Source organism: Sorangiineae bacterium MSr11367 (assembly GCA_037157805.1).
Classification (GTDB): domain Bacteria; phylum Myxococcota_A; class Polyangia; order Polyangiales; family Polyangiaceae; genus Pendulispora; species Pendulispora rubella.
Genome location: CP089983.1, coordinates 8,263,674 through 8,290,344 on the forward strand (window position 1 = coordinate 8,263,674; position 26,671 = coordinate 8,290,344).

The following is a 26,671-nucleotide window of genomic DNA, read 5'->3' on the forward strand; positions in this document are numbered from 1 at the left end:
CGCCTTCCCCCCTTCCTGTTCAATCTCTCTGAGAGTCAGGGGGCGCAGCGGGTACTTCCAACGTGAAGGTGGCGCCTTTGTCGGGGCCGTCGCTGTGGACGGCGAGGCTGCCGCCCATTTCTTGGGCAGCGATGGCGCTGCTGTGGAGACCGAAGCCGTGGCCGCTGGTGCGGGTGGTAAACCCGTATTGAAAGATGCGGCTCATGTTCTCTTCGGAGATGCCGACGCCATTGTCGGCGACCACGATGCGCACGCTCGCGCCATCGGGCTGGTCGAGGCGAATGGTCACCAATTTGGGGAAGACCGTCGATTCCGATAGTGCATATTTGGCATTGCTCACCAAATTGACCAGAATTTGCAGCACCTTGTGGCGCTCCACGGTCACCTTGCGCACGTCGGCGAATTCGCGCACCAGGCGCACTTCGTGGCGCTCGAGGCCCGCGGAATTGATGCGCACCGCATCGTCGATCAATTCGACGAGCGAAACCGCTTCGGCGAGCTTGGTCCCGCGCGCGTAATTCTGCTGCATCGCGATGATGTGCCGAATATGGTCGATGTTCTTGTCCAAGGTCCCGAGCCCACTCTGGATCGAGCCTTGCTCCACGGCGAATTGCGCGGCGAGCTTCTCGATGTACGCAGGCACCAGCTTGCCCCGCTCGTCCTGCGTGAAAAACGTGGCCAGGTCCCCGGAGTGCGACCGCAAAAGCTCCGACAGCTTGCTCAGCGCCGCGAGGCGCGACGTTTTCACCTGCTCGCTCACCGTGGCCGCCGCCACGGTCACGCTGGTGAGCACGTTGCCCACGTTGTGCAGCACACTGGTCGCGACCTCGGCCATGCCCGCCTTGTGGGCCGCGTCGATCAACCGGCGCTGGGCCTCGCGAAGCTCGGACGTGCGTTCTTCCACGCGCTCCTCGAGGGTCTCGACCAGCTCCTTGATGTGCGTGGCCATCGAATTGAACACCGTACCCAACGCACCAATTTCGTCGGTGGAGGTGACACTCACCCGCTGATCGAAATGCCCGCCGACGATGCGCTCCGTGGCCAGAGTCATCTCGCGCAGAGGCTTCACCAGGCGGCCCGTGAGCAACGCCCCCACGGCGAGGGCCACCGCCAAGAGAAGCGCCGTGGTCATCAAGGTGCGAAACAGCGCGCGCGCCGAGGCCCCTTCGACCGCCGAGGCGAGCTGCCCCGATGCGCCGGTCACCATGGAGACACTGACCACACTGCCCATGCGCCAGTCGATGCTGTCGAGCGGATAGTAAGCGAGGTATTTCCGATCGCCTTTCACCGTCACGGAACGAACCGACGAGCCCCCCAGCGCCATGTGCTGGAGCGCGGCGTTCAGCTCGGGATCGCCCGTTTGGTTCAAGGCGATGATGCCGCGCGGCTTGTATTCCGCGGGCGAAGCCAGATCGACCCGTCCGTGTGGCGGTGCGGCCAGCAGATGCTGCTCGCCGTCCATCAAGAAGGAGTAACTGCTCGGCACCGGCGGATGCTGATTGAACTGCGCAATCAAGTAGGTCAATGACACCGACACACCGACGAAACCCCACGGCTTGCCGCCCTTGTAAATGGGCGACATGGCATCCACCGCGAGGTCGTAGTTGCTCGACAGCGGGCTCGCATGAACGGGCCCCCATACCGTCTCACCCGCGCGCTGGTCGAAGAGCGACACCGCGCCGAGCTGCTCGCTCACCACGGCGACGGCGCGCATTTTGTCGATGCGGTCGTCGCGATCGAGCCGAAACCAGATATCGCCGCTATTGGAGATGACGTAAATCGAGATTCCGCGCCCCACGCCGCGTTGCAGGGTCAAAAGGAAGCCCTCGACGAAGGGCGCGTCCATCGAACTGCGATCGATGTGGTCGCTCAAAAAAGAGCCCGCGTAGCCGGCGGTCGACTTCACCTGCGAGAGGTGTTCGTCCAGGGTCTGCACGTTTTGCCGGACGACCGATTCGAGAAACTGCTCGGTAAGCCGAGAGAGGATGACTTTGCCCTCGTCCTCGACCTGCGAGGCGGTGCGATCGAGTGTGCGCCACGTGGCCAGCATGGTGCCGACGGTCAGCGCGATGATCGAACCGGCCACCAGGATGAGGATTTTGTGCCGCAGCAACAGGCGTACTCTCATGGTGCGGCGTCCGCGGCCGCGAGGGCCTGCGTCCATTGCGCCTGCACGGCATCGAGCGCTTGCCGCGCCGTCATGTGGTGCTCCATGGCCTTGACCAGCTTTTCGCTGAGGGCATCCATCAAAGTGCGCGTCTGCGGCAGGCTTGGCCACGCGACCATCGGCTGCGTGAGCGAGATTTGCTCGATGGCGCTCACCTCGGGGGCGAACTTCTTGAACTCGGGCGAACGCAACACCGACAAGCGCGCCGGGTCGAGCCCGCCCTGCATCAGGTTCAAGGTCAGGAGCGTGTCCGGCCGCGTGATGAACCGCACGAACGCCCGCGCGAGCTCCGGCTCCTTGCTCTTACTGGAGACGGCGACGCTGAAGCCACCGTTGAGCGCGGAGGCGCGGCGCGCCTTCGGACCGCGGCCCTTGGGCATGGGCACCACGCCCCAGTCCCCCTGAATCGTGGACTGGCTCCCGTCCTCGGCCATGACGCCGATGTCGGTCCATTGCTCGACCATCGCCACGCGGCCCGAGAGGAAGGCGGAGCGGGAGACGTCGAAATCCGTTTCCAGCGGCGTGGGCAGCGCATAGCGCGCGTGCTCCATCATCGCCTCCAGGGCGGCGACCGCCTCGGGGCTGTTCACCGTAGGATGGCCCTCGCGATCGAGCAGCTCACCACCGAATGCCGCGAGGCGGTTCATGAAGCTCGAGACGATCAGGATGGGCGCAGGGCTGGCCATGATGGCCGCGCCGTAAATGCCTTTCGAGCTTTCGCGCTCGGTGATGGTGCGGGCGACATTCAGGTAGTCGTCCCACGTGTCCGGCGGCGTGAGGCGATGCTTGGCCAGAAGCGACTTCCGATAGAAGAGCACGTGCGTGTCGGCATCGATGGGCAACGCCCAGCGCCGGCCTTTGTACGAGCTGTAAACATCGAACAAGCCCGGGATGAAGTCGTCGGGCTTGATGATCGCCTTGTTCTGCTCGATGAAGTCGGTCAGATCCATGGCGGCGCCCTGCGACACCAACGGCACGAGATCGTTGTAGAAGAGGGCGAATACGTCGATCTGCGGGGCGTTCGAGGCGTGGTCCTTTTGAATGGTCGCCCCAACCTCCTCGTAGTTGACGACTTTGACCTGGAAGACGTTCCCCGTCTCCTTTTCGAAGGCTTTGACCGCCGCCTCGGCGGAGCGGGCGTGGGGCGTGATGGTGAGGAACACGAGACGCTTCCCACTGCCCTCGCGCGATGCGCCCGCACCGGCGCCCGTCGATCCTCCGGGATCGCGACCGGCCTTGTCCCGAGGCTCGCGGAACGCCATGACGACACCGACACAGAGTGCCGCAAACGCGACCGCCACGAGGGCTCGGATCCAAAACGACTTCTTCTGCGAATCGCTCACGAGGCTTTCCCTCTCCTGGAAGGCTCTGCAGCATCCTGGTTAGGCCAGAGATGAGGGCGTTTACCATCGAAAATACACGGGAAATCGATCCCGTAAACGCGTAAAATTGAACCTTATCTGTCACCCCGAACGGGTGCGCGCGACATCGAGCACCTGGCCGCGTCTATTCGTTAGACCTCATGCTGGACCCTTCCGTCCCTTTTGCGCCCCCTCCGCCGCCGTCCCCTTGGCGTCCGTTCATTCCTTGGGCACTGCCGCTTTCCATTTTTCTTCCGCTGCTTCCCTTTCTCTTCTCCGCCCCACTGTACTTCGTCAGCGCTGGCGGCATTTTGGGGCCGACGAAGACCTGGCTCCTGCTCGGATCCACGGACGTGGGGTACTGCCTTGCCGCCTATTACATGGCGGTCGTGGCGCTGAGCGTGCTCTGCACGATGTTCGTCGTAGGCAAGCGCGTTCCAGGTTCGCTGCTTTTCGGGCTCGCATCGTTACCGTTTTGGGCAGGGGCGGCGGTGGCGCTTTGGCGACATCGTGCCACCGCGGGCGAGACGGACCTGAAAGCTTTTGGCATCGCCCTGGTGTTCGTCGAGGGCGTTCTGGCCTTCGGGGTTCTCCTCTCGTGCGTGACCCTCTGTTTGGTCGCGGTGGCCGCGCTCCTTCGGCTTTTTTCGATCCGTGGGCCCATCATCGGAGCATTGCGCCCGACGGCGCGCCGAAACGCCATGATCCTTGGCGGTGTGGTGGCGGTCGCGGGGTGGCTGGTGGCCATCGCGGTGCGCCACCAGCTGGCGTGGTTCCAGATGCCGTATGGCCTTTGGCTGATGGTCTTCGCCGTGCCGGCCGCGTTGCTCGCCGCGTGGCGTGCGCCCGTCGCAAAGACGCTCGCTCCGGAAGCGGCCGCCGAGATGGTTCGCACCATGGTCGTCTTGGGGGTGGCCATGGCCACCGCGGCGGTGCTGACCGGCGTGGCGGGCGAGGCCTACGCGCGACATTTTGCATTGGACGATCTGGGCAGGCTGTACGTCCCGCTCGACAAGCGGGTTAGCCTCCTCACCACCGCCGCCGCAGGTTTGCACCATCATCCGATCTTGGCCGCCGTCGACGCGGGCATTCTCTTCATCGCGCTGCTCGTCGTGCCGGTGGCATGTTCCGGCGCTGCGCGCGTCGGATTGTCACCCCGCATTTCGCAGCTCGCATGGATTCCACTGCTCGTTCTGGCGGTGACCCCTGGAATGATTTACGCGCGGGCTTTCACGCGAAGCGCCGCGAAGTTCGGGCGCCCGCCGATCATCGCGGGCTCGGGCATCGCGCTCGTGACCACGTCCGAAAATTGGAATCCGCTCGAATCGCATGCATTCTACTTCGTCTCGCGCGACGGCCAGCTTCGGATGGAGGGCTCCAAGCGCACCACTGGCGAGCGAACCGCGCTCGTCGTCGACGGCGGCGCACGCTACGGGACGGTGATGCGCGCCTTGGCCCCCACCTTCACGCCCGAGGAAAATGCGAGCTTCGACGTGGTGCTGTCCCTGCCTGCGGCATGGCAACCGGATCGCAAGGATCTGGGCGAGATCGCACCGCTCATGGGGAGCGGCACGTCGACACTGCCCGTGGAGATCGCGCCGGCCGATTCCAAGCGGAAACCGTACGACGACATCCCGGTGTGGAATCCCCACGACTTCGTCGCGGTGGAGAACGATGACGAATGGACGACGGTCGTGCGCAAGGTGGAGGCCGAGCGCGCACGTCAGAGCGTTCCGACGCCCGTGGTCATCGGCCATCGGGCGAAGTAGGCGAACGACCATACGGGTGTTCGCGACGGAGCATCGTAGGATCGTCCAGGCCAGTCATCGGATCATCCATTGACTTTCTGGCGTTAAAACGACAATGATGATGATCATCCGCGTAGTCCAGATTCCCTGGGCACCTGTTAGGAGGCCACATCGTCATGTCGAGGCAATGGAGTTCATCGAAGCGGAGAGCAACGGGTGCCCTGCTGGCTGCGTCGGCCGCCGTCTTGGCGGTGGCCTGTAGTGTCGACGGTGGAGAACGGCCGGAGGACGGCTCCCTGCCTTTGCAGGGCGAAGCCAAGAAGCCGCCCCAGGCCAATACGGTGCAGGCCATCAATGATTTGGCCAAAACGCCTTATCAAGGATGGAATACGTATTTTGGTTTGAGCTCGTCCTTCACCGAGCAAACCATCAAAGAAGCGGCGGATGCCATCGTGCGGCGTGGGTTGAAGGACGTCGGCTACGAGTACGTATGGATCGATGGTGGCTGGTGGAATGGCGATCGCGACACGGCGGGCAACATCGCCATCAGTCCGACCCAGTGGCCCAATGGGATGAAGGCGGTGGCGGATTACATCCATTCGCTCGGGCTCAAGGCCGGTATTTATACGGACGTCGGCATCAACGGCTGTGGGGGCAAGAATCAGGGCAGCTACGGGCACTACCAACAGGACTTCGATCAATTTGCCGCGTGGGGATACGACGCGGTCAAGGTCGACTTCTGCGGTGGCAAGCTGATGGATCTGGATCCGCCGGTGGCGTTCGGTCAGGTCCGTGATGCGATCTTGAACAACAGCAGCCACCGGCCGATGCTCTTCAACATTTGCAACCCCTTCGTGCCGGAGACCGGTGCGTCGCCGGGACGGGCCGCGTACGACTCGTACAAGTTCGGCCCCACCACGGGGAATTCGTGGCGAACGGACACGGATATCGGCTTTCCGCGAAATGTGGTGTTCGTCGATCTGCTCCGCAATTTCGATCACAATGCCGCCCACCCGGAGGCGGCCGGTCCGGGGCATTGGAACGATCCCGATTACCTCTGTCCCGAAATCGGGATGACCCCGGCGGAGTTCCAGGCCCAATTCTCCATGTGGGCCGTGGTCGCGGCGCCGCTCATCATCGGCAGCGACGTGCGGAACATCTCCGACGCCTCGGTGGAGATGCTGAAGAACCGCGAGGTCATTGCCATCGATCAGGATCCACTGGGCGTGCAGGGCACGGCCATTTCCACGGTGGGCGATGCGCAGGTTTACACCAAGCCGCTGTCCAACGGCGACTACGCGGTGGCCTTGTTCAACCGCGGGCCGAAGGCGCAGGTGATCTCCACCACGGCGCGGCAAGTTGGTTTGGCGAATGCGCGAGGTTATGCGCTGCGCGATGTGTGGAAGCACGCGTCCACGGAGACGGCAGGGAAGATCGCGGCGAACGTCGGGGCGCATAGCGCGGTCTTGTTCCGTGTGTCCAAGGCCAAGGGGGAGAATCCTCCGTCGGTGGTGATGTCGCCGCTGACCATCACGACGCCGTCGCAGGCGGTGCTACCGTTGGTGGTGCCGGGCAGCACGTTCACCGTGTCGACGTCGTTCACGAACCACGCGCGGCAGACCGTGCGTGAGGCGACGCTCACCTTGAGCGTTCCCACGGGCTGGAAGGCTTCACCGGTGGGCAATCCGCGTGCGAGCCGGCTGCGCACCGGTGAGACGGTGAATGGCAAGTGGAACATCACCGTTCCCGCCGGCACGGTGCCCGGGCCCAACGACGTGAAGACGGCGGCGGCGTACCAATGGGACAGCGACGACTGCGATGGCGAGAGTGGCACCGTCACGGACACGAGCGTCGTGCAGGTTCCTCCCACGCCGCCGGCGAATACGACGGCGTTGAGCCATCATCCGTGGCTCGACGGCACGAGCGCCTACCTGGTCCCGCGTGTGGATCGCGAGGTCGCGAGCGGCGGGCCGCTGGTCATGCTCGGAACGCGGTACGCCGAGGGCATCGGCACCAATGGCCCGTCGGTGATCGACTTCTACGTGGGCGGCGCCTGCACGAAGCTCACCGGTGTGGTGGGCATCGACGACTCCGTCCGATTCGATCCGCAGGGAGGAACGTCGGTCTTCCAAGTGTTCGGCGACGGCGTCAAGCTGTACGACAGCGGTTTGGTTACGCGCACGGCGACCAAGCCCCTGTCCGTGGATTTGGGCTCGGCCAAGGTTCTCTCCTTGGTGGTGACCGACGGCGGCGACCATAGCTACAACGACCGCGCGAACTGGGCGAACCTGCAGATCGCGTGCGCCGCTCCGCAGCCGACGGTGCCCGCAGGGCCCTGGCCGCACTACGAGTCGCTCGGCGGTGCATCGGCGACGGCCACCAGCGCCAACGATGGCAATCCCGCCAGCGATGCCATCGACGGCAACGTCAATACGATATGGCATTCGCGGTGGAGCCCCGCGCAGGATCCGCTGCCTATTTCGTTCACCCTGGATCTGAAGTCGCCTCGAACGGTCAGCGGCCTGACGTACCTTCCGCGGGTGGACGGGACCATCAACGGGACCGTCACGTCGTACGAGGTCGAGGTGAGCTCCGATGGGACGACCTTCGCCGCGGCGGCACCGGCCGGGGCGTGGCCCCAGGATGCGCTTCTCAAATCGGTACAGATTGTACCGATTTCCGCGCGGTACATTCGCCTGACGGCGAAAGCTGGGGCGTACGGCTTTGCGTCGGCGTCCGAAATCGGGGTGGCGACGATTCCGTAGTTCGCGCGGGAACTTTGGCGCGGGGGCGCTGTCGGTATGGGCTCAATGCTCTCGTACGACCGCCCCTACGCCGCTGCGCTCCCCCACCCCGGCCCTCCCCCGCAGGGGGAGGGAGCCCTGGTGTATCCGGTGCTCGTGCCGGATTTGTTGCATGCTTCGCCGCTCGTGCGGATTGACACCGAGCATACGAAGCTCTCGATTGCGCTGGCGTTTGCCAGCGGGGTCTCGGGAGGGCTCTTCAGCGATGCGCTCGATCGGGCTACGATTGCGCCGTCGAGTTGGGAACCCGAGGTGTATGCGGGGGACCTCTTTTTGGAGCAATTCGTTTCGCTCTGCTTCAAGATTCGCATCGGTGCGCAAGAGCCCACCATGGCCACGCGCCACCTCGCCAACGTGCTCGCGCGGCCGCCGGACGACGTGAACACGATCCATTATCGCCGCGCCATCGTGGCCGAGCTCGCGGGCTCGCCAGTGCTGCGCCGATCCTTGGAGCAATTGTATTTGGCATTGTGCCAATTTCGCACCTTGCTCGAGGGGGCCACGGCGGGGCGAAAGTGGGATTCGAACCGGCGCCAGCTCGATGTGCTGACGGCCATCAAAGCGATCTTCGATGCCATGGCCGATGGCTTTCTTTCCGCCGGCTCCGGGCTCTCCCGGCTCCGCAGCTTCGGCCAGCGCGTGCGCGCGGGGGAGCCGTACAAGGCACTCTCCGATTTGCTCGAATACGATGAGAAGCTCGCCTCGGTGAACCTCGAGGTGCGGGTCGGGGCCGACGGCAAAATTCGCGATTTCGAAATACGGTCCGTCCAGGAAAACCGCACCAATCCATTCCGCAGCCCCGCCTGGCGGCGTTGGCTGGCGAAGTTCGAGCTGTTCCTGCGCGGCTACCACTTCGGCGAGGGCGAGGTGATGGCGCGGCTGATCGATGCGGTGTTCGACGGCGTGCAGGACGAACTCGTTCACTTCGTGCAGTTGCTCGGCGACGTCGAGTTCTACCTGGGCGCACTCGGCTTTCACGATGCCGCACGCGCCTCGAACCTTCCCGTGTGCCTGCCCACCTTCGTGCGGCCGGACCAGCCGCGCACGTTGCACGGGCTCTTCAATCCGTTGCTGCTCGCGCACGGGGCCACGCCGGTTCCATGCGATGTGACGACGGATCGGCACACCACCACGGTGCTGGTGACCGGCCCCAACTCGGGCGGGAAAACGCGGCTCTTGCAGTCCATCGGGCTGGTGCAGCTCTTGGCACAGTCGGGCGTCTTCGTCCCCGCGCGCTCGGGCAGCGTGGCGCTGGCGCGCGGCCTCGTCGTATCGCTGCTTCAGGAGACGCGTGCGGATCAAGCGGAGGGCCGGCTCGGCATGGAGCTGGTGCGCATTCGCGCGCTGTTCGAGCGGTTGCCGCCGGGTGCCATGGTGCTCTTGGACGAGCTGTGCTCGGGAACGAATCCGTCCGAAGGTGAAGAGATTTTCGAGCTGGTGGTGCGCATGCTGACGCGGCTCGAACCGTACGCGTTCATCACCACGCACTTTTTGGCCTTCGCCGCACGGCTGGAGCGGCAAAAGACGATTCCCGATTTGCGCTTTCTGCGCGTCGTTCTCGGCGCCGCGCACGAGCCGACGTACCAGTTCGCCGCCGGCGTGGCCGAAACGTCGCTCGCGGCGCATGCGGCGAAGAGGCTGGGCGTGACCGGCGAGCAGCTGGCGGCACTCATCGAACAGAACATTCGACGCACGGGAGGATGAGATGCCCACGTTCCTGGTAACCTCGAAGATGTCGCCCGAGCTGGCCGCGCGGGTCGAGGCCAGCGTGACCGGCCGCAAGAGCAGCCCCGCACGACGGCGGCTGGTCACCTCGGTGGTGCGCGCGGCGGTGGTGCTGGCGCTCGCGTGGGGCGTGACCTCGGTGGTGGCGACCAAACGCCGCGAGCAGCACGATTTCGAGCGCGCGCGCGGAGCACTGCTCGAGACCGTGCGCGCCGAAGCTGCCTCGGTCACCGACGACGATCGGCAGGCCGCCGTGCGCATCGACGCGTGGCTGGTGCGCCTCGCCGGCCCGTACGAGGGGGATTTCGTCTCTCCGGACGCGACGCGTGCCCTGTTCGAGCGGCCCGCGGTGTACGTGCGGACCGTGCGCGAGGCCATCGGTCCGGGCGAGCGGGTCGCCGCGGCGGCGCACGAGTCGGTGAAAGATTCGTTCCTCGCGTGCTTGCTCGATCCTCCGGCCTCGCGCACCGAGAAGGCGCTCCTCGCCAAAGGCCGCATCGGGCTCGGCGGCGGTGCGCGGATGGAGGAAGCCACGCCCAACGCATGCCGCGTGGACGACGCGCGGGCCGCCCTTCCCTTCTTCGAACCGGCGTTTGCCCGGAGCGTCGAGGCGGCCGTCGACATTCCGCAGGTCGCAGCGCTGCGCACGCGCTTCGAGAAGGCGCCCATCGCCCAAGCGAAACGGGCCATGCGCGCCGAGTTGCTCATCGCGGTCCTGGACGAAGCGGAGACCGGCTCGGGGCCGACGGAGATCGACGGCGCACGCGCCCACGACGTGCGCATCGCCGCGGTGGATTTGCGCACCTCGCAGGTGCTCCTTCGCACCAAGCGCCACGTGGATCCGGCGTGGATCTCGGCGGCGAACCGCGCGCAATACGCATCCGTTCTCGATTCGTGCGCCCTGGCCTTCGACGTGCGCGAAGCGCTACGGAAGTGAGAATTTCTGCCGGTACCGACTCGGCGAGAGATGGTGGTGCTTCTTGAAGAAGCGCGAAAAATAGAACGAGTCCTCGAAGCCGCAGGCGGCCGCCACCTCCTCGATGCTCAAATTGGTGGTCTTCAACAGCTCGCACGCGCGCGTCGTCTTCAGGCGCGCGAAGAACTCCATGGGTGCGATGTTCACCTGCCGCTTGAAGGCCATGCTGAAGTGCGAGGGCGACCAGCCCGTGCGCCGGGCGCAGTCCTCCAGGAGAAGCGGACGGCCCACGTTCTCGTGCATGTAGCGAATCGCGCTGAGCACGCGATCTTCGGTGTCCCGCGCGCGGGCGCCGAGGACGCGCTGGTGGTAGCGGCACAAGCCGAACAGCCGCGCCAGCGACGTCGAGAGCCCGAGCAGATCCGCGTCGGTGAAGCCACCGAGCACGTAGCTGTACACTTCCTCGAAGGCCGCGGTGATGCGGGGCATGTCCCCGAGCCAGAAGCGCGGCTGCTCCCGCGTCACGTTCAGCGCGCGGCAATGCTCGGACGCACTGCGCCCGCTGAAGTGGATCCAGAGGATGGTCCAGGGATCGGCCTCGTCGGCCTGGTAGCGGTGGTGCACGCCCGGCGGCAGCACGATGGCGTGCCCCTCTTCCAAGGTCCACGGGCGCTTTTGGATCCAACACCGGCCCGCGCCGCCGAGGCACGCAATGAAGATGTAATCGCGTGTGCCGTGGCTTCGCACGATGAAATGATGCTTCGCGGCGTCGAAGCGACCGATGCGCGTCGCGTAGAGCGAGCGGCACACGGGAAGTTCCGCGGCCTTCTGGACGATGCTCGGGGGCAAAACCACCAGACGCTGGCCTGGAAATCCTTCGCGAATCCGCGGCCCTTCGGCAAGCATGCTCGAATCATAAGATAGTCCAGATCGTTCTGTCGATCTTCCATTCCGAAGGCACCGTGGCTCCGCTACCACTTGGAATAGGAGGAGAGTCCCGTGGTCCAAGCCGATATCACCGAAGCCTTTCTGCCCACGTATCCGGTGGGGGCACCGGAGCGAAACCCGATGTTCTTCGAGCGGCGCGTCTACCAGGGGTCGTCGGGGAAGGTGTATCCCGTGCCCTTCATCGACAAAATCTCCGATCGGTCGCGCCTGCACGCCTTCAAGTTCGCGCGCATGGAGAACGAGTTCGTTCGCATGGAGTTTTTGCCGGAAATCGGCGGACGCATCCACACGGCCCAGGACAAGACGAAGAACGATTACGATATTTTCTACCGGCAGGACAGCATCCGGCCGGCGCTGGTCGGGCTCGCAGGGCCATGGTGTTCGGGCGGCGTCGAGTTCAACTGGCCGCAGCACCACCGACCCGGCACCTTCATGCCAACGGATACGTGGGTGGAGCGCGAGGACTCGGGGGCCTGTACCATTTGGTTCTCGGAGCACGATCCGCTGAACCGGCTCAAAGGCATGCACGGCGTTCGCCTGCGCCCCGGCTCGGCGTTGATCGAGCTGCGCGCGCGGGTGTTCAACCGCACGCCGCTCCGGCAGACGTTTCTCTGGTGGGCCAACGCCGCGGTCAAAGTGCACGATCGCTACCAGAGCTTCTTCCCGCCGGACGTGCGCTACGTGGCCGACCATGCGCGGCGGGCCATCTCCACCTTCCCGCTCGCGACGGACGTCTACTACGGAGTCGACTACGGCGCACGCCCGGGGGCGAACGATCTCACGTGGTACCGGAACATTCCCGTGCCCACGAGCTACATGATCATCGGGAGCGAATACGACTTTTACGGAGGCTACGACCACGACCGCCAAGCCGGCTTCGTGCACGTGGCCGACCGTCGCATTGCTCCTGGAAAGAAGCAATGGACCTGGGGCAATCACGAGTTCGGACGCGCGTGGGACCGCGAGCTCGCCGACGATGCGGCACCGTACATCGAATTGATGACCGGCGTGTATACGGACAATCAGCCCGATTTTTCGTATTTGGCGCCGTACGAGACGCGCACGTTCTCGCATTATTGGTGGCCCATTCAGGACATCGGCCCGGTGCAAAATGCCAACGAGCGCGCGGCGCTGCGGATGGTCATCGCCGACGATGGCCGCGTGGAGCTGGGCGTGGCCGCACCCGAAGCCCTGGATGCGCGCCTCGAGCTGCGCCGCGGGGAGACGTTGCTCCTGCAGCGCACGGTGAGCGTGGCGCCGGGGCGCTCCTGGCGCGAGCAGAGCGCACTCGTGCACAAAGGTGACCCTGCGGAGCTCGAGCTGCGTTTGCTCGACGCCGGAGGAAAGCCGGTTCTTTCGTACCGCCCGCCGGCCGCCCTGGACGCGGAGGCTCCCGCGTCCGCCGTCGAGCCTCCGGCGCCGGGTGCCGCGGCCTCCGCGGACGAGCTTTTCCTGGTGGGCGAACACCTCGAGCAGTACCGGCACCCCACGCGCAACCCCGAGGCGTATTGGCGCGAAGCCATTGCGCGCGATGCGTTCGACGCGCGGCCGCACGTGGCACTCGCGCAGAGGCTCCTGGCCCGCGCCCGGTTCGCGGAAGCCCGCGAGCACGCCGAGATTGCCACGCGCCGTCTGACCCAGTGGCATCCCAATCCGCACACGGGGGAGGCGCACTATTACCTGGGCATTTCCCTGCGCTTTCTCGACCAATTCGAGCAAGCGTACGACGCCTTTTACCGCGCGACGTGGGACTATGCGTGGCGCGCGCCCGCCTTTTACGAGCTGGCGCGCCTCGACTGCCGCGCGGGGCGGTGGCAAGTGGCGCTCGAGCACCTCGATCGCGCCCTCGCGACGAACGGCGACAACGGGCAAGCCGTGGTACTGCGGGCCATGGTCCTGCGCAAGGTTGGACGGGCGGAAGCCGCGCGCGCCGGTTTGCAGTCGTGGCTCGAACGCGATCCGCTGGATCATTGGGCGCGCTTCGAGCTCGCACGCAGCACGGATCACTACGAGCCATTCCTCGAACTGTGCCGAAACGACGCGCAGACCATCCTGGATCTGGCCTTCGACTACGCCGATGCAGGCGCCTACGAGGACGCGCTGGTCCTGCTCGATGCGCACCACCGCGCGCCCACCGCCGCCTGTGCGACGCCGAATCCGCTGTCGCGCACCGCCATGACCCACTTCGTCGAGGCGTGGATCGCCGAGCGGGCCAACCAGTCCACGCGCGCACGCGCGGCATTGGCCGAGGCGCGCGATGCGGCGCCGTCGTACCTTTTCCCGTCGCGTCCCCACGAGGCCATCGTGCTCGCCTGGGCACTGGAACAGGTTGGCTCGGTGCGAAACGCGGCCTTTGGCCTGGGCAACCTTCTTTATCATTGGGAGCGGCACGAAGAGGCCATTCGCTGCTGGGAGCGCGCGAGCGCGGCCGACGGATCGTTTGCCACGGCGTACCGCAACCTAGGAATCGCGTATTGGAATACATGGCGCGACGGCCGCCGCGCCCGCGAGATGTACGAGAAGGCCTTCGCCGCCGACTCCACCGACGCACGCATCCTCTTCGAATGGGACCAACTGCGCAAAAAGCTGAACGACATCCCGGAGCACCGCCTCGAGATGCTTCTGTCGCATCCCGATCTTTGCGCCCAGCGCGACGACTTGAACATCGAGCTCGCCGCGCTGTACAACGTCACCGGGCAGTCTGCCAAAGCGCTATCGTTGCTCGAGCAACGGCGATTCCATCCGTGGGAGGGCGGCGAAGGCCAAGTCGTACTGCAGTACAAAGCCGCCCGGCTCGCCCTGGGGATTGGAGCGCTGAAAGAGGGTCGCTATGCCGATGCTTCGGCGCACTTCGAAAAGGCACTCACCCCGCCGCCCAACCTCGGCGAGACGTACCACCCCCTCCAGTCCAAAGGGGATATTCATCATTGGCTCGGCCGCGCCCACCGCGCGCAGGGTGATGCCGAGCTGGCGCGCACCTGCTTCGAGCGAAGCGCCTCCGAGCGCGGCGACTTCCAGCAGATGGCCGTGACGGAGCATTCGGAGCTGTCCTACTACCGAGGAGCGTCGCTGCTCGCATTGGGACGGACCGACGAGGCGCGCGCCGTCTTTCTCGAATTGGACGAATTTGCCCGGCGTCAGAAAACGACGCGCGCGCAAATCGATTATTTTGCCACGTCGCTGCCGCTTCTCTTGGTATTCGACGACGATTTGCAAATGCGCAATACGTGGGAGGCGGATTACCTCTCGGCGCTGGCGCAGCTTGGATTGGGGAACCAAGAGGGTGGAGCGGCCCTGCTCGAAAACGTGGTCACCGCGCACCGCGCACATGCGGGAGCCCGGCAGTTCCTATCCGGCCTCGGCCGCGTATCGTAGGAAAAATACAATCGCAGAGCTTCGCACTCCGATGACGAAGCTTCGTGCGTGCACGACCAAGAAACGCGGTATCGTTCGTCACAGAGCGCGAGGCGGGGGACGTGACCAACGACACGGGCAAGCGGGTTTCCATACGAACCATCCTGGCCATTGCGGTGGTGGCGCTGCTCGCCCTAATCGGAGGGACACTTCTCGGATCGCGCGCCCCCGACGGCGTCGTGGCACCCGACTCCTCCGCGATGGGCGCCCGGACCGGCTCGGGCCAGCGGCTCGTTCTGCTCACCCTGACGCCCCACGTGCGTGCGGCGGAAACGGCCGCCAAGTTGTTCGAAAAGGAGACGGGTGCGGTATTCCAGGTAAAGGTGGTCAATTACGAGGCCGTCGGCGAGACCATCTTGAAGGACCACGCGTCGAACTCACCGCAGATCGACGTCTTCGAGATGCACTATGCCGATCTCGCAATGCTCGTCGCCAAGGGCGCGGTGATGGATCTCACCCGCTACATCGAAGAGAACGCGGACGTCATCCGCCCCGACGACTTCATACCCGGCCTGTACGATCATTACACGTCGTACCAAGGCAAGCGATGGGCGCTGCCCAACGATGCCGATACTCACGTACTCTTCTATCGCAAATCGCTTTTGGCGAAATACGGATTGCGTCCGCCGGATACGTGGGACGACTACGCGACCATCGCCCGGGTCATCACCGAGCGGGAACGCGCCAATGGCATTTACGGGAGCGCCATCATGGCCCGGGACGTTCCAATGATGATCGTCTCGAGTTTCATGAACCGCCTGGCGGCTTACGGCGGAGAGCTCATGGATGAGCAACGCCACCCCGAGGTGAACAGCCCCGAGGCGGTGACGGCGTTGGAGGCGATGGTCGAGCACGCGAAGTACGCGTTGCCCACGCCGCTGGAGACCGATTTCGATGTGTCGCGTCTGGCCTTTCTCTCCGGGCGCGTGGCCATGGTCGAACAATGGACCGACATCGGTGTGATGGCCGAGGATCCCACGCAATCGACCATCCGCGGAGACTGGGGCGTGGTGCCCATGCCCAAAGGAAAAGGGCCCAAGGCCCGGCACGCGTCGTCGCTGAACGGCGGCTATGCGGTGGCCATCTCGTCGACGACCAAGGAGCCCGAGATTGCCAAGGCCTACGTCCGCTTCGTCTCGCGGCGGGACACCATGTTGACCTTGAACCGGGTCAATGGCGGTTTCGATCCGGCGCGCCCGTCGATCCTCGGGTCCCCGGAGTTCGAGCGCTTCGCCCCGCAGGTGAGCGCCATCGAGCGCACCGCCTTCTCCAATCCGATGATCGCCTGGCCCAAGGTTCCGCAAACGCCCGCGCTCATGATTGCGCTGACGGACCATCTGGTCCATGCGCTGGAGCATCAGGAGACGCCACGTCAAGCGCTCAACGCCACCCAAGCCGAGTGGCAAAAGATCCTCTCGCACGACGAGTGAGTCGATCAGCCCGGTTGCTTCGGCCGGAGCGCGTTCGTACGCTGAATCAGGGGGATGGCTAGGGCTCGGGTCATAGGATGTGAGGCGCTCGCTCCCAGTACGGTCTTCTCCGGCCGCTTTCTGCTGGATGGGGTTGCCGGCAAAGGGGGAATGGGCGTGGTTTACCGCGCCCGCGATCGGCAGCGGAACGATGCAACGGTCGCGCTCAAGCTGCTCCACACCTTCGAAGGGCGCCGCTACTTCGAGGAGCGATTCGCCCGCGAAGCGTACATGCTCCGGGAGCTTCGCCATCCGGGCATCGTCGCGTACATCGATCACGGCATTACAGCTGAGGGACAGCCCTTCCTCGTCATGGAGTGGCTCGAGGGGACGGACCTTGCCCAGTACCTCCGGCAGCACACCCTCACCTTGAGCGAAACGGTCACGCTCTTCGGCCGGGTGGCCGACGCCCTTTCGGCGGCGCATCGCCGCGGATTCGTCCATCGCGATCTGAAGCCCGAGAATATCTTCCTGCGCGATGGACGCCCGGACGTGCCCATGTTGCTCGACTTCGGTGTGGCGCGGCTCGCGACCTCCGAGCTGACGGGCGCCGGCATCACCGTCGGCACGCCGCTCTACATGGCGCCCGAGCAAGTTCGCGGAGAGCTGGACGTCGGTCCCAGCGTTGATGTGTTCGCGCTCGGATGCGTCATGTACAAATGCTTGACGGGACGGACCCCGGTGGCCAACGGCCATCCCACGGTCGTCCTCGCAAGCATCCTTCTCAACGATTTTCCACGGCTGCGGGCGATCCGGCCGGCGGTGCCGGCAAGGCTGGCGCTCTTGGTCGACCGCATGCTCTCCAAGGAGCCATCGCATCGGCCCAGGGATGCGCAGGCCCTGCTCCAGGAATTGCTCGCGCTGGGCTCCCTCGCGGACGAGCCGCCGTTGGGGGAGGTGCGGCAAGAGCCGGATCGAATCCCTCTTTCCGATGAGTTGCAGCTCGTCAGCGTCATCTTGGTGGTCGAAGAGCTGGAGGCCGACCTCGGGAGCGGCGAGGAGCCTTTGCCGTGGATCGAAGGGGCCGTCCCTTATGCGCCCCGGCAGGGCCTCGGCGACACCGTCCGAGGACTTTTCGGCGCCCGCGTCGAGGTATTGGGCGACGGGTCCATGGTCGTGACCCTCGCCCAAACCGAGCACATGACCGCCACCGATCAAGCCGTCCAAGCGGCCCGCTGCGCGCTCTTTCTCCGCGAGCGTCTCGGCGCGTCCTCGACCCGATTGAGCATCGTCATCACCACGGGCCGAAGCCTGCTCGAGGGCGAACACGTACCGAGCGGTGAGCTGCTCGACTGCGCGAGCACGATGCTCAAACGCTCGCCTCAGCAAAGCACGTCGGGCGAACGGTTTCCCGACATCCGCCTCGACGACATGACGGCGCGCCTCCTCGACGCGCGATTCGAGATGAAGCACACGGACTCTGGGTTCTTCCTGTTGAACTCGGAAGTCACCACCGACGAGGCGCGGCCTCTGCTCGGCAAGCCGACGCCGTGCGTCGGTCGCGCGCGCGAGCTCACCCAGCTCCAGCTGCTTCTGGAGGAGTGTTGCGAAGAGTCCACGGCCGGCGTCGCCATCGTGATCGCCGCGCCCGGAGTCGGCAAGTCGCGCGTTCGTCACGAGTTCATCCGGCACGCACGACGGCACCCCGTCTATGCCAATGGCATCTGGCTCGGACGGACCGATCCAACGCGCGCGGGAACACCGTATGGCCTGCTGGCCGATGCCCTGCGGCGCCTGATCGACGTGCACGAGGGCGAAGAGCTGGCGGTGCAGCAAACCAAGCTGCGCGAGCGCGTTCGGCGCCACGTGGACGACGACGACGTGCCCTTCGTGACCGAATTTTTGGGCGAGCTCTGTCGCATCCCCTTCCCGTCGGAGCAGAGCGCGGCGCTCAAGCTCGCGCGAAGCGATCCGCGCACCATGGTCGCGCAGGTGACGGCCGCGTTCATCACCTTTCTAAGGGCGGAGAGCAGCGCCCATCCCGTGATCATCGTCCTCGAAGACTTGCACTGGGGGGACGGTCTCACCGTGCGGGTCATCGATTCGGCCTTGCGCGACTGCCGCGACAAGCGGGTCATGGTTCTCGCGCTGGCGAGGCCGGAGGTCCAGGACCGCTATCCGAAACTTTGGAGTCAGCGCAAACGGCAAGATATCTACCTCGACGGATTGAGCAAGCGAGCAAGCGTGGAGCTCATCACCCGAGTCCTCGGGGCAGACGTTTCACCGAACCTGCTCGCGCGCATCGTCGAACAGGCGGCGGGCAATGCGCTCTTTCTCGAGGAGCTGATTCGATTCATCGCCGAAAAGCCATCCGACGTCATGCCGGACACCGTGCTGGCGATGCTCCAGGCGCGACTCCAACGACTGACACCCGAATTGCGAAGGGTGCTCCGGGCCGCGAGTGTTTACGGCACGACGTTTTGGCGCGGCGGTGTTCTTGCTCTGCTGGGCGATCGGGGATCCGAGGGCAAGATCGACGCATGGCTGGAGGAGCTGCTCCAGCGCGAGCTCATCACGCAGAGCACCGCGAGCCGCCTGTTGGGCGATACGGAGTATGCCTTTCGCCACGCCCTGGTTCGCGAGGCGGCGCACAGCATGCTGACCAACGAGGACCGTGAGGTGGGGCATCGCGGCGCGGCTTCGTTTCTCGAATCGATGGGAGAGCGCGAACCGCACGTGTTGGCCGAACACTACGCGCTCGCCAATGACCTGGCCAAAGCCGCGGAACTCTATGCGCTCGCGGCCAGGAAGGCCGTCGACTACGTAAATCTCCGGGAGGGCGTCCAGCTCGCGGAGCGCGGAATCGCGTGCAATCCGCAAGGCGAGCTCTTGGGGGTGCTCCTCGGAACGAAGGCGCGGGCACTCATGTGGGAGTGCGATCGCATCAACGCCTATGCATGCGTCTCCGAAGCACTCACCTTGTTGCGCAGCGGCAGCGCCCAATGGTGCTACGCCGTGGGGACGATGATCGCGGCGGCGGGGGCGCCGATCAACCGATACGACGAGATCCTCCACTGGGGCGACGCGTTGCGCGCGATGGATCCCGAGCCCGACGCCGTCGGCCCCTACATGGAGTCGTTGCGGCTCGTGGCGTCCATCGTAACGTTGGTCGGGCAACGGGAGAGGGCCCAGGCCTACTTGGCCCGAATGGACGAGGTCATCGGCAGCACCGACAGCGTCGTGGCCCGGGGGATGCGCGAGTATTCGTGCCTTCTCTTTCACTTGTACCTTTCCCGCGATCCTTGGGCGGGAGCGGTCGCAGGCGCGCGCGCCGAGGAGTTTCTCGCCATCGCGAACTCGCGGAGCACGCTCATGCTGACGCGGATCTACCGAGGTACCTTGCTTGCCCATTTGGCGAGCCTGGATCCCCGAGAAGAAGAGTTCCGGGCGGCCCTCAAGAATGCCCAGCTCGAAGACGATCGCTGGACGAGCGCCATCGCGTCGACGGTGTTGGCCATGTCCCTGGTCGACAAAGAAACCGCCGAAGCGACGGAAGAAGCCGAGCAAATGGTTCGGAGAATCGTGGACGACGAGCATCCGGGCGACCAAGATTTGCGCGGGTTCGCGCACGCGACGCTTGCGCAAATTCTCCTCGATCGCGGTGAGCTCGATGCAGCGGAGGAGCACATCCTGCACGCGCTTCGCCTGATCACGTACCGCATCGTGCTCTGCCCTTACGCCGAGGCGGTGCGGGTGAAGATCTTGCTCGCCGCCGGCAAGGCCGCCGAGGCCTGCGCATTCGCCGACGCAGCGCTAGCGCGCTTCGACGAGCGCGGCGGTGGAGGCTTCCCCGAGGTGGGCCTTCGATTCGCGGCGTTCGAGGCACACGACGCGGCGGGCGATCCTTCGGCGATACGCTTCCTCGAACGCACCATCGAGCAAATCTTGGTCCGTGCCGCCGCCATCGCCGATCCCGACGCGCGAGCGCGGTTTCTCACGAGCAACGCTGTCAACCGACGGGCACTCGAGCAAGCTCGCATGCGCCTGCCGTAGAGCCCTCCGAAAGGGCATCGGTCATTGACGGACGATAGGGACTTCAGCCCCTTCGCGCACGAACACGGGAATGCGCTCCAACGGAGCATCCGGATGAACCTCGGTGCCGCCCGGATGCCTCGTGCCCGTCCAGGGATCCACCCAGGTGACCCCCGCCGGAAGGTACACGGAGCGGCTGCGCGCACCGGCGTGGAGGATGGGCGCGACGAGCACGTCGGGGCCGAACAAGAATGCGTCGTCGATGCTCCAGGCCCGCTCGTCGTCGGGAAAGTCGATGAACACGGGCCGCATCGGCGGGATGCCACGCTCGTGTGCCATGCGCATTTGCCTCATGATGTACGGGCGCAGGCGCTCGCGCAGGCGCAGCGATGCCTCGATGTGGGCGAGCGCATCTTCGCCGAACGACCACACTTCGTTGGGGCCGCCCGTCATTTCTGGACCGAAGGGCGCGCGCGGATTGCGGAAGCCGTGCAAACGGAACAAGGGGCAAAAGACGCCGTACTGGAACCATCGGACCATGAGCTCGCGGTACTCGGCGGATTCGGGATCACCGCCATGGAACCCGCCGATGTCCGTGGTCCACCACGGTATGCCCGAGATGGCGATGTTCAGCCCCGCCCGAACTTGCGCCTGCAGCGACGCCCATGTGGAGGCGATGTCGCCGGACCAGAGCGCGGCGCCGTAGCGCTGGCTCCCGGCCCACGCCGAGCGGCACAGCAGCACGACCTCGCCGTCGCCAGCGGCATTCATGCCCTCGTGAAACGCACGCGCATGCGTGAGCGGGTACATGTTGAAGACTTCCGCACCGGGCCCTGCGAAAAAGCGCAGGTTGTGCGGGTGACCTGGTTGGATCTCCGGCTCGCACCCATCGAGCCAATAGACGCGGGCGCCCTGGTCGAAGTAATTTCGTTTGATCTTCGACCAAATGAATTGGCGCGCCCGTGGGTTCGTGGAATCGTAGAAGGCCACGGGTATCTCCGCGCGAAGTCCCTTGTCTCGCCAGGGAGCGTGGTGCGGCACACCGTGCTCGGTGCCCACGAGCAACCCCGCATCGAGCATGGTTCGGTAATTCTCCGACAATGGATTGACTGACGGCCAAATGGAAACCATGAGTTTGACCCCCATGCGGGCCAGCTCGGCGACCATCCCCGCCGGATCGGGCCACTCCTTCGGATCGAATCGCCAATCGCCCAGGTGTGTCCAATGGAAGAAATCGGTGACGATCACCGAGAGTGGTAGGCCGCGTCGTTGGTATTCGCGGGCCACGGTGAGCAGCTCTTCCTGCGAGCGGTAGCGCAGCTTCGACTGCCAGAAGCCACTGGCCCACTCCGGCAGCATCGGCGCGTGGCCGGTGGCATCGGCATAGTGCGCGAGAATTTCGGCCGGTGTATCCGCGGCGGTGATCCAGTAGTCGATCTGCCGCGCGCTGTCGGCCACCCAGCGCGTACCATTTTCGGCCAGCTCGATCCGGCCGACGGCCGGCATGTTCCAGAGAAAACCGTAGCCACGGCTGGAGAGCAAAAATGGAATCGACACCTCGCCATTGCGTTGCACCAGGTCGAGCACGAGGCCCTTTTGATCGAGCCGGCCGTGCGTGTGCTGCCCCAGGCCGTAGATCCGTTCCCCCGCGTAGGCGGCGAAGCGCTGCTCCAACCGGTAATAGCCATTTCCCTCGGGCATGAAGAGCCGAGCTCCCGGCCACCAAAAATGGGCGCGCTGCTCGGCCAGCAGCTCCTCGCCGTCGCGCGTGCGCACGAAGCGCACACGCACGTCGCCGCCCGTGTCCGTGGCGATCCGCTCGACGATGGCCGTCAGCGCGCCATTGACGATGCTTCCTCCCTGATCGCCCATGGCAAACTTGGCCGAGCTCACCTTCGCGGGCAGCAGCGCACCGGGAATGCCGTCTACGATGGTTTGACGGCCCACGCGCACGCGAAAGCTGTCAGGCCCCCAGGGCTCGATTCGAAGGATCTCGTGGCGGACGATCGCCTCGAGGGCAAGGCCGTCAGAACTAATGGCAATCATGTCGTTAACTCCGGAGAGGTCGGGTCAATCTTTGATGGCGCCGCTGGTCATCCCAGCGACGACGTAGCGTTGGGCGATCACCAGCAAGATCGCCGCGGGAATCGAGGCCATGACGGCCGTGGCCATGATGCCGTTCCAGTCGGCGGATTGATTGCCGAGAAAGCGGTAGATGCCGACGGTGATGGGTTCGAACGTCTGGCCGGTGGTGAGCGTGATGGCAAAAAGGAAATCTGCCCAGGCAAACAAGAACGAGAACAGCCCCGCCGTCACCATCGCGTTGCGGCTGACCGGCACGATGATGGAGATGAACGTGCGCCAGTGGCTGGCGCCATCGACGAGGGCCGCTTCGGACAGCTCCTTGGGAATGGCCATCATGAAAGAGTGAAGAAGGAGAATGGCAAATGGGATCGTGGCGGTCGAATCGGCCAAAATGAGGGCGAGGTAGCTGTCGATGAGCCCGAGGTGGCCGAACACCGTGTAGAGGGAGTTGGCCATCACGATGCCCGGAATCATCTGGACGATGAGCATCGCGAAGAGAACGACCGGCCCCCCGCGCACCTCGAGCTGCGCCAACGCGTAACTCGCGGGCATGGCCACGGCGAGCGAAACCGCCACCGTGCCCAAGGAGACGATCACGCTCGCAAGAAGGTGACCCTGCTGGGTGGCGAGCGCCGTGCGGTAGCCGTCGAACGTGCCCGCCACCGGGAAAAGATCGGGAGACGGTTTGAGCAGCGCGCCGCTGGGCTGCAACGAGGCATTGAACATCCAATACAGTGGAAAGAGCAGCACGACGACGATGAGGATGCCGAGCGCAGTGCGTCCATAGGCTCTCATGCCGCATCCATGGCCTGCCGCGAAAGCCGCGCATAGAGCACGCCGAAGCCCGTGGCCGCGAGGATCAAGATATTGCCGACCGCGGCCCCCTGGCCAAAGGCGAAGTCGCGAAACGAGAGACCATAGGACCACGTGGTCAGCGTCTGCGTCGCATTGGCCGGGCCACCGCCGGTGACCACCATGATCACGTCGAATACCTTGATGGTGTACACCAGGCCGAGCATCAGCACGATGCCCGTGACCGGCCGCAAAAGCGGCCATGTGACGTGCCAAAATCGCTGCCACGCGTTGGCGCCGTCCAGCGCGGCGGCCTCGTACAGCGATTCCGGAATGGCGCGCAAACCACCGTGCAAAATGACGAGGTTGAACGGAACACCGACCCAAATGTTGGTAAGGATGACCGCGGGCATGGCCCAGGTGGTGCTGGTCAGCCAGGGTACGGGAGCCCCCGCAAGATGCAGCGCACGGAGGGCAGCGTTCACGATGCCGTGATCTTGATCGAGCATCCACCGCCACACGGCGCCGCTCACCACCAGCGGCAAAAGCCATGGCAGGAGCAAGAGCGAGCGCAACGTGTCACTCCCGGGGAAGCGGTCATTGAAAAATAGGGCCAGTGCCAGGCCGATGGTGAACTGAAAGGCGATGGAGCCCACGGTGAACAAAACGGTATTCACCACGGCTTTGACGAACATCGGATTGTGGACGACCGCAGCATAATTCGCCGCCCCGACGAAGGGCGCCTCGCCCGTGTAAAACGATTTCACGGTGTAATCCTGGGCACTCGTGACCAGGTTGTTGAACAGAGGGTACCCGAAGAAGACGACGATGTAGAGCAGCGCCGGAAACAGGAAGGCCAATCCCGCCGCGCGCTGCGACGTCATGAGCCGCCGGCCTGCTGCGCACGCTGGAGCGCCTGCTCGGCCGACTGCTGCCCCGTGAGGGCCGATTGCACGGCCGTCGCCACTTCCTTGGCGAGCTTCGGGTACTTGGCTCCCAGCTCGGCGGAACGCGATTTCGCACTGGCCGCCTCCTCGATGAAGGCCTTCATGGTGGGGACCTCTTCCCCGAGCTTGGCGGCGACGTTGGCCTTGGCCGGAACGTAGGCGTGCGCTTTGCTCCACTCGAGCATGATGGGCTCGGACAAGATGCAGGACAGCACTTTGGCGGCGGCCTGCTGCGTTTCCTTGTTGCTCAGCGGGATGGCGCCCACCTCGCCGCCCAGAGCCACGACCGACTTGCTCCCCGCCCGCGGCGATGGGATGGGCGCAACACCATAGTGCAGCGATTTCTCACCATCGAGCCGCGCCAGGTTCCACGAGCCGTTGATCATCATGGCTGCGTTTCCGGCTACGAATTGATCGGCCACGTCATTTTGGCTCCAATTCAACACGGATTTCGATGCGCCGCCGCCGTTCACCAGCTCGGTGACGTATTTCAAAGCCTCGACGGCCTGGGGCGAGTCCACCTTGGCGAGATCGGCCCCGTTGCTCCAAAAGAACGGTAGGAATTGCCATGTTCCCTCCTCCGAGGGAATGGCCGAAAAGGCCAAGCCGTATTTCCCGTCCTTGCTCAATTTCATGGCCGCCGACTTCAACTCGTCCCACGTCGAGGGAACGGAAATGCCGGCAGCGGAAAGCATGTCCTTGTTGTAAATCAAGGCGAGCCCGTTGACGCCGGGCGCAAGCCCGTAGACCACGTTCTGGTACGTACCCGCGCTGACGATGCTCGGGTAATAACCGTCGGTGGAAATTCCGTAATCGGTGAGCGGAGCGAGTGCGCCCGTACTGGCGATTTGCTGAAGCGTTGGATTGTCCGTAAAAAGCAGATTCGGCAAGCTCTTCGAGCTCGCCCCTTGCAGAATTTTGGGCAGCATTTGGGGCGGCGGCACCGTTTGCCGCTGGATGCGCACGCCGGTTTGCTGCGCGCAGGTATCCAGGATTTTCTGCCAGGCCGCGCTACCCTGCGCGTCGGTGTAATAATCGAGCTCGACGATCGCGGTCGAGCCTCCATCGGGGCTGCTGCGCGAACAACCCGCACCGGATGCGAGCGACGCAAGGGTGGCGGCCACGAGGGACACGCGGGCGCAATACGATTCGACCATGGCCATTGCCTCCTCTCTCAGGACTTGCGTGGTGCCGTGCTGGCGCGCTGGGTCAGCCGCGGCGACAGAAGGCGCGTTTCCGGGGCGGAAGGGGCCTTCTGTTCGAGCTGCCGGATGATCATCTCGACGGCCATTTCACCGAGCTCCGTCGCGGGAATGGCCACCGTCGTCAGGGACACGGGTTGATTGTCGGCCATGGCATCCGGGCACACCGCAATGAGCGATAGGTCCTCCGGCATGCGGCGCCCGCGCCGTTGCAGCTCCGTGAGCACGGCGGGAAGCACGGCCTCGTTGTGCACGATCAACCCGGTGACCTTGGGCTCCTCGGCCAAAAGCTCGTCCAAACAGGCGCGCGTGGCCTCGTACCCCGGCGCGCACGGATGTGACGTGGCCCGCACGCCGCGGACCTTCGCGGCGTCGGTGAAGCCGCGAAGGAAACGCCCCGCGAAGCTGGTGCCGCGCTTGTAGACCGCGGGCGATGGGCCGATCAACGCGATGGATCGATGACCGAGATCGGCCAGGTGGCCGACGCAGGAGGCGCCTGCCGCCGTGAAGTCCAAATCGACGCAGGTGAGCCCCATGGGCGTGATTTGGTCGGGCGCACCGATGAGCACCACCGGGCGATCCAGGGAACGCAACACGGGCACCCTCGGATCGGCCGCCTCCACGTCCATGACGATGAGCGCATCGGCGATGGCCGACGACGTTACCCGTCGAAGCCCCTGAGGGCCCTCGTCCTTCGTGAGTAAGAGCAGGTCGTGATCGTGTTCACGCGCGGCGGTTACCACGGACGACACGAACTGCATCATCACGGCCATGTTGAGGTCTGCCCGGAGCGGCACGACCAAGGCGAGCACCTTGGTGCGGCTGCTGGCCAGGGCGCGGGCGCCCGCGTGCGGATGGTAGCCGAGCTTGCGAACGCTCTGCTCGACCTGCCGGCGCGTCTCCTCCGAGATGGATCGCTTGCCACTGAGCACGTACGAGACGGTGCTGGGGGCAACGCCGGCTGCCCTGGCCACGTCCACGATCGTTACTGGCGGTGTATCTCGATTATCGAATCGCATCGACTGAAATGACGATACGGGACGCTTCGCGAGAAGACAAGAAGAGAACATTCAGAGAGCGTGTACGACCTTATTTTATGGCGCACAGCGTCGTTAACCAAC

The 26,671-nt window shown here is 64.9% G+C and carries 15 protein-coding genes; 7 read left to right on the top strand and 8 right to left on the bottom strand.

Annotated features, from left to right (window positions below; genetic code table 11):
* Positions 1 to 19: 19 nt before the first annotated feature.
* Both LVJ94_32085 and LVJ94_32090 read right to left on the bottom strand, forming a co-directional pair.
* Complete coding sequence (locus LVJ94_32085) at positions 20 to 2,128, bottom strand: ATP-binding protein (protein WXB01547.1); 2,109 nt, start codon at positions 2,126 to 2,128, stop codon at positions 20 to 22.
* Positions 2,125 to 3,510 carry a sugar ABC transporter substrate-binding protein gene (locus tag LVJ94_32090; protein WXB01548.1) on the bottom strand — a complete coding sequence of 462 codons (1,386 nt, stop codon included), beginning with the start codon at positions 3,508 to 3,510 and terminating at the stop codon, positions 2,125 to 2,127. Before LVJ94_32090 ends, LVJ94_32085 begins: the two co-directional genes overlap by 4 nt.
* Before the next feature lie 179 nt (positions 3,511 to 3,689).
* Here LVJ94_32090 and LVJ94_32095 point away from each other — a divergent pair, with 179 nt between their 5' ends.
* The 4 genes from LVJ94_32095 (at position 3,690) to LVJ94_32110 (ending at position 10,742) form a co-directional block, all read left to right on the top strand.
* A complete protein-coding gene (locus LVJ94_32095; protein WXB01549.1) occupies positions 3,690 to 5,297 on the top strand; it encodes a hypothetical protein in 1,608 nt (535 codons plus the stop codon).
* A 155-nt stretch (positions 5,298 to 5,452) separates the two neighbouring features.
* On the top strand, positions 5,453 to 8,041 hold the full coding sequence (locus tag LVJ94_32100; protein ID WXB01550.1) for an NPCBM/NEW2 domain-containing protein: 2,589 nt from the start codon (positions 5,453 to 5,455) through the stop codon (positions 8,039 to 8,041).
* Between the two features lie 45 nt (positions 8,042 to 8,086).
* Entirely contained in the window at positions 8,087 to 9,784 is a 1,698-nt protein-coding gene (locus LVJ94_32105; GenBank protein ID WXB01551.1) for a DNA mismatch repair protein, read from the top strand.
* 1 nt (position 9,785) lies between these two features.
* Positions 9,786 to 10,742, top strand: coding sequence for a hypothetical protein (locus tag LVJ94_32110; GenBank protein WXB01552.1), 957 nt, complete (start codon positions 9,786 to 9,788; stop codon positions 10,740 to 10,742).
* On the opposite strand, the gene LVJ94_32115 is transcribed toward LVJ94_32110, so the two are convergent.
* A complete protein-coding gene (locus tag LVJ94_32115) occupies positions 10,731 to 11,627 on the bottom strand; it encodes an AraC family transcriptional regulator (protein WXB01553.1) in 897 nt (298 codons plus the stop codon). The genes LVJ94_32110 and LVJ94_32115 overlap by 12 nt on opposite strands.
* Before the next feature lie 93 nt (positions 11,628 to 11,720).
* Here LVJ94_32115 and LVJ94_32120 point away from each other — a divergent pair, with 93 nt between their 5' ends.
* The 3 genes from LVJ94_32120 to LVJ94_32130 all read left to right on the top strand — a co-directional run bounded on the left by LVJ94_32120 (position 11,721) and on the right by LVJ94_32130 (position 20,545).
* Positions 11,721 to 15,044, top strand: coding sequence for a DUF5107 domain-containing protein (locus LVJ94_32120; protein WXB01554.1), 3,324 nt, complete (start codon positions 11,721 to 11,723; stop codon positions 15,042 to 15,044).
* Positions 15,045 to 15,145: 101 nt separating this feature from the next.
* Positions 15,146 to 16,513: a sugar ABC transporter substrate-binding protein gene (locus LVJ94_32125; protein ID WXB01555.1), complete on the top strand. Its 1,368-nt coding sequence runs from the start codon at positions 15,146 to 15,148 to the stop codon at positions 16,511 to 16,513.
* A 156-nt stretch (positions 16,514 to 16,669) separates the two neighbouring features.
* Positions 16,670 to 20,545 (top strand): protein kinase, encoded by a 3,876-nt coding sequence (locus LVJ94_32130; protein WXB01556.1) that lies wholly within the window; start codon positions 16,670 to 16,672, stop codon positions 20,543 to 20,545.
* A 21-nt stretch (positions 20,546 to 20,566) separates the two neighbouring features.
* Here LVJ94_32130 and LVJ94_32135 read toward each other — a convergent pair whose 3' ends face one another.
* Genes LVJ94_32135 through LVJ94_32155 form a run of 5 tightly spaced genes read right to left on the bottom strand, consistent with a single transcriptional unit; the run spans position 20,567 to position 26,524 of the window.
* Positions 20,567 to 22,570 carry a hypothetical protein gene (locus tag LVJ94_32135; protein ID WXB01557.1) on the bottom strand — a complete coding sequence of 668 codons (2,004 nt, stop codon included), beginning with the start codon at positions 22,568 to 22,570 and terminating at the stop codon, positions 20,567 to 20,569.
* Positions 22,571 to 22,594: 24 nt separating this feature from the next.
* Positions 22,595 to 23,404, bottom strand: coding sequence for a carbohydrate ABC transporter permease (locus LVJ94_32140; protein WXB01558.1), 810 nt, complete (start codon positions 23,402 to 23,404; stop codon positions 22,595 to 22,597).
* Positions 23,401 to 24,285, bottom strand: a complete 885-nt coding sequence (locus LVJ94_32145; GenBank protein WXB01559.1) for a sugar ABC transporter permease — start codon at positions 24,283 to 24,285, stop codon at positions 23,401 to 23,403. Before LVJ94_32145 ends, LVJ94_32140 begins: the two co-directional genes overlap by 4 nt.
* The gene (locus LVJ94_32150; protein WXB01560.1) at positions 24,282 to 25,505 is read right to left on the bottom strand and encodes an extracellular solute-binding protein; all 1,224 of its coding nucleotides are present in this window, start codon (positions 25,503 to 25,505) and stop codon (positions 24,282 to 24,284) included. The genes LVJ94_32145 and LVJ94_32150 overlap by 4 nt, the downstream gene beginning before the upstream one ends.
* A gap of 17 nt (positions 25,506 to 25,522) precedes the next feature.
* A complete protein-coding gene (locus LVJ94_32155; protein ID WXB01561.1) occupies positions 25,523 to 26,524 on the bottom strand; it encodes a LacI family transcriptional regulator in 1,002 nt (333 codons plus the stop codon).
* Positions 26,525 to 26,671: the final 147 nt, after the last annotated feature.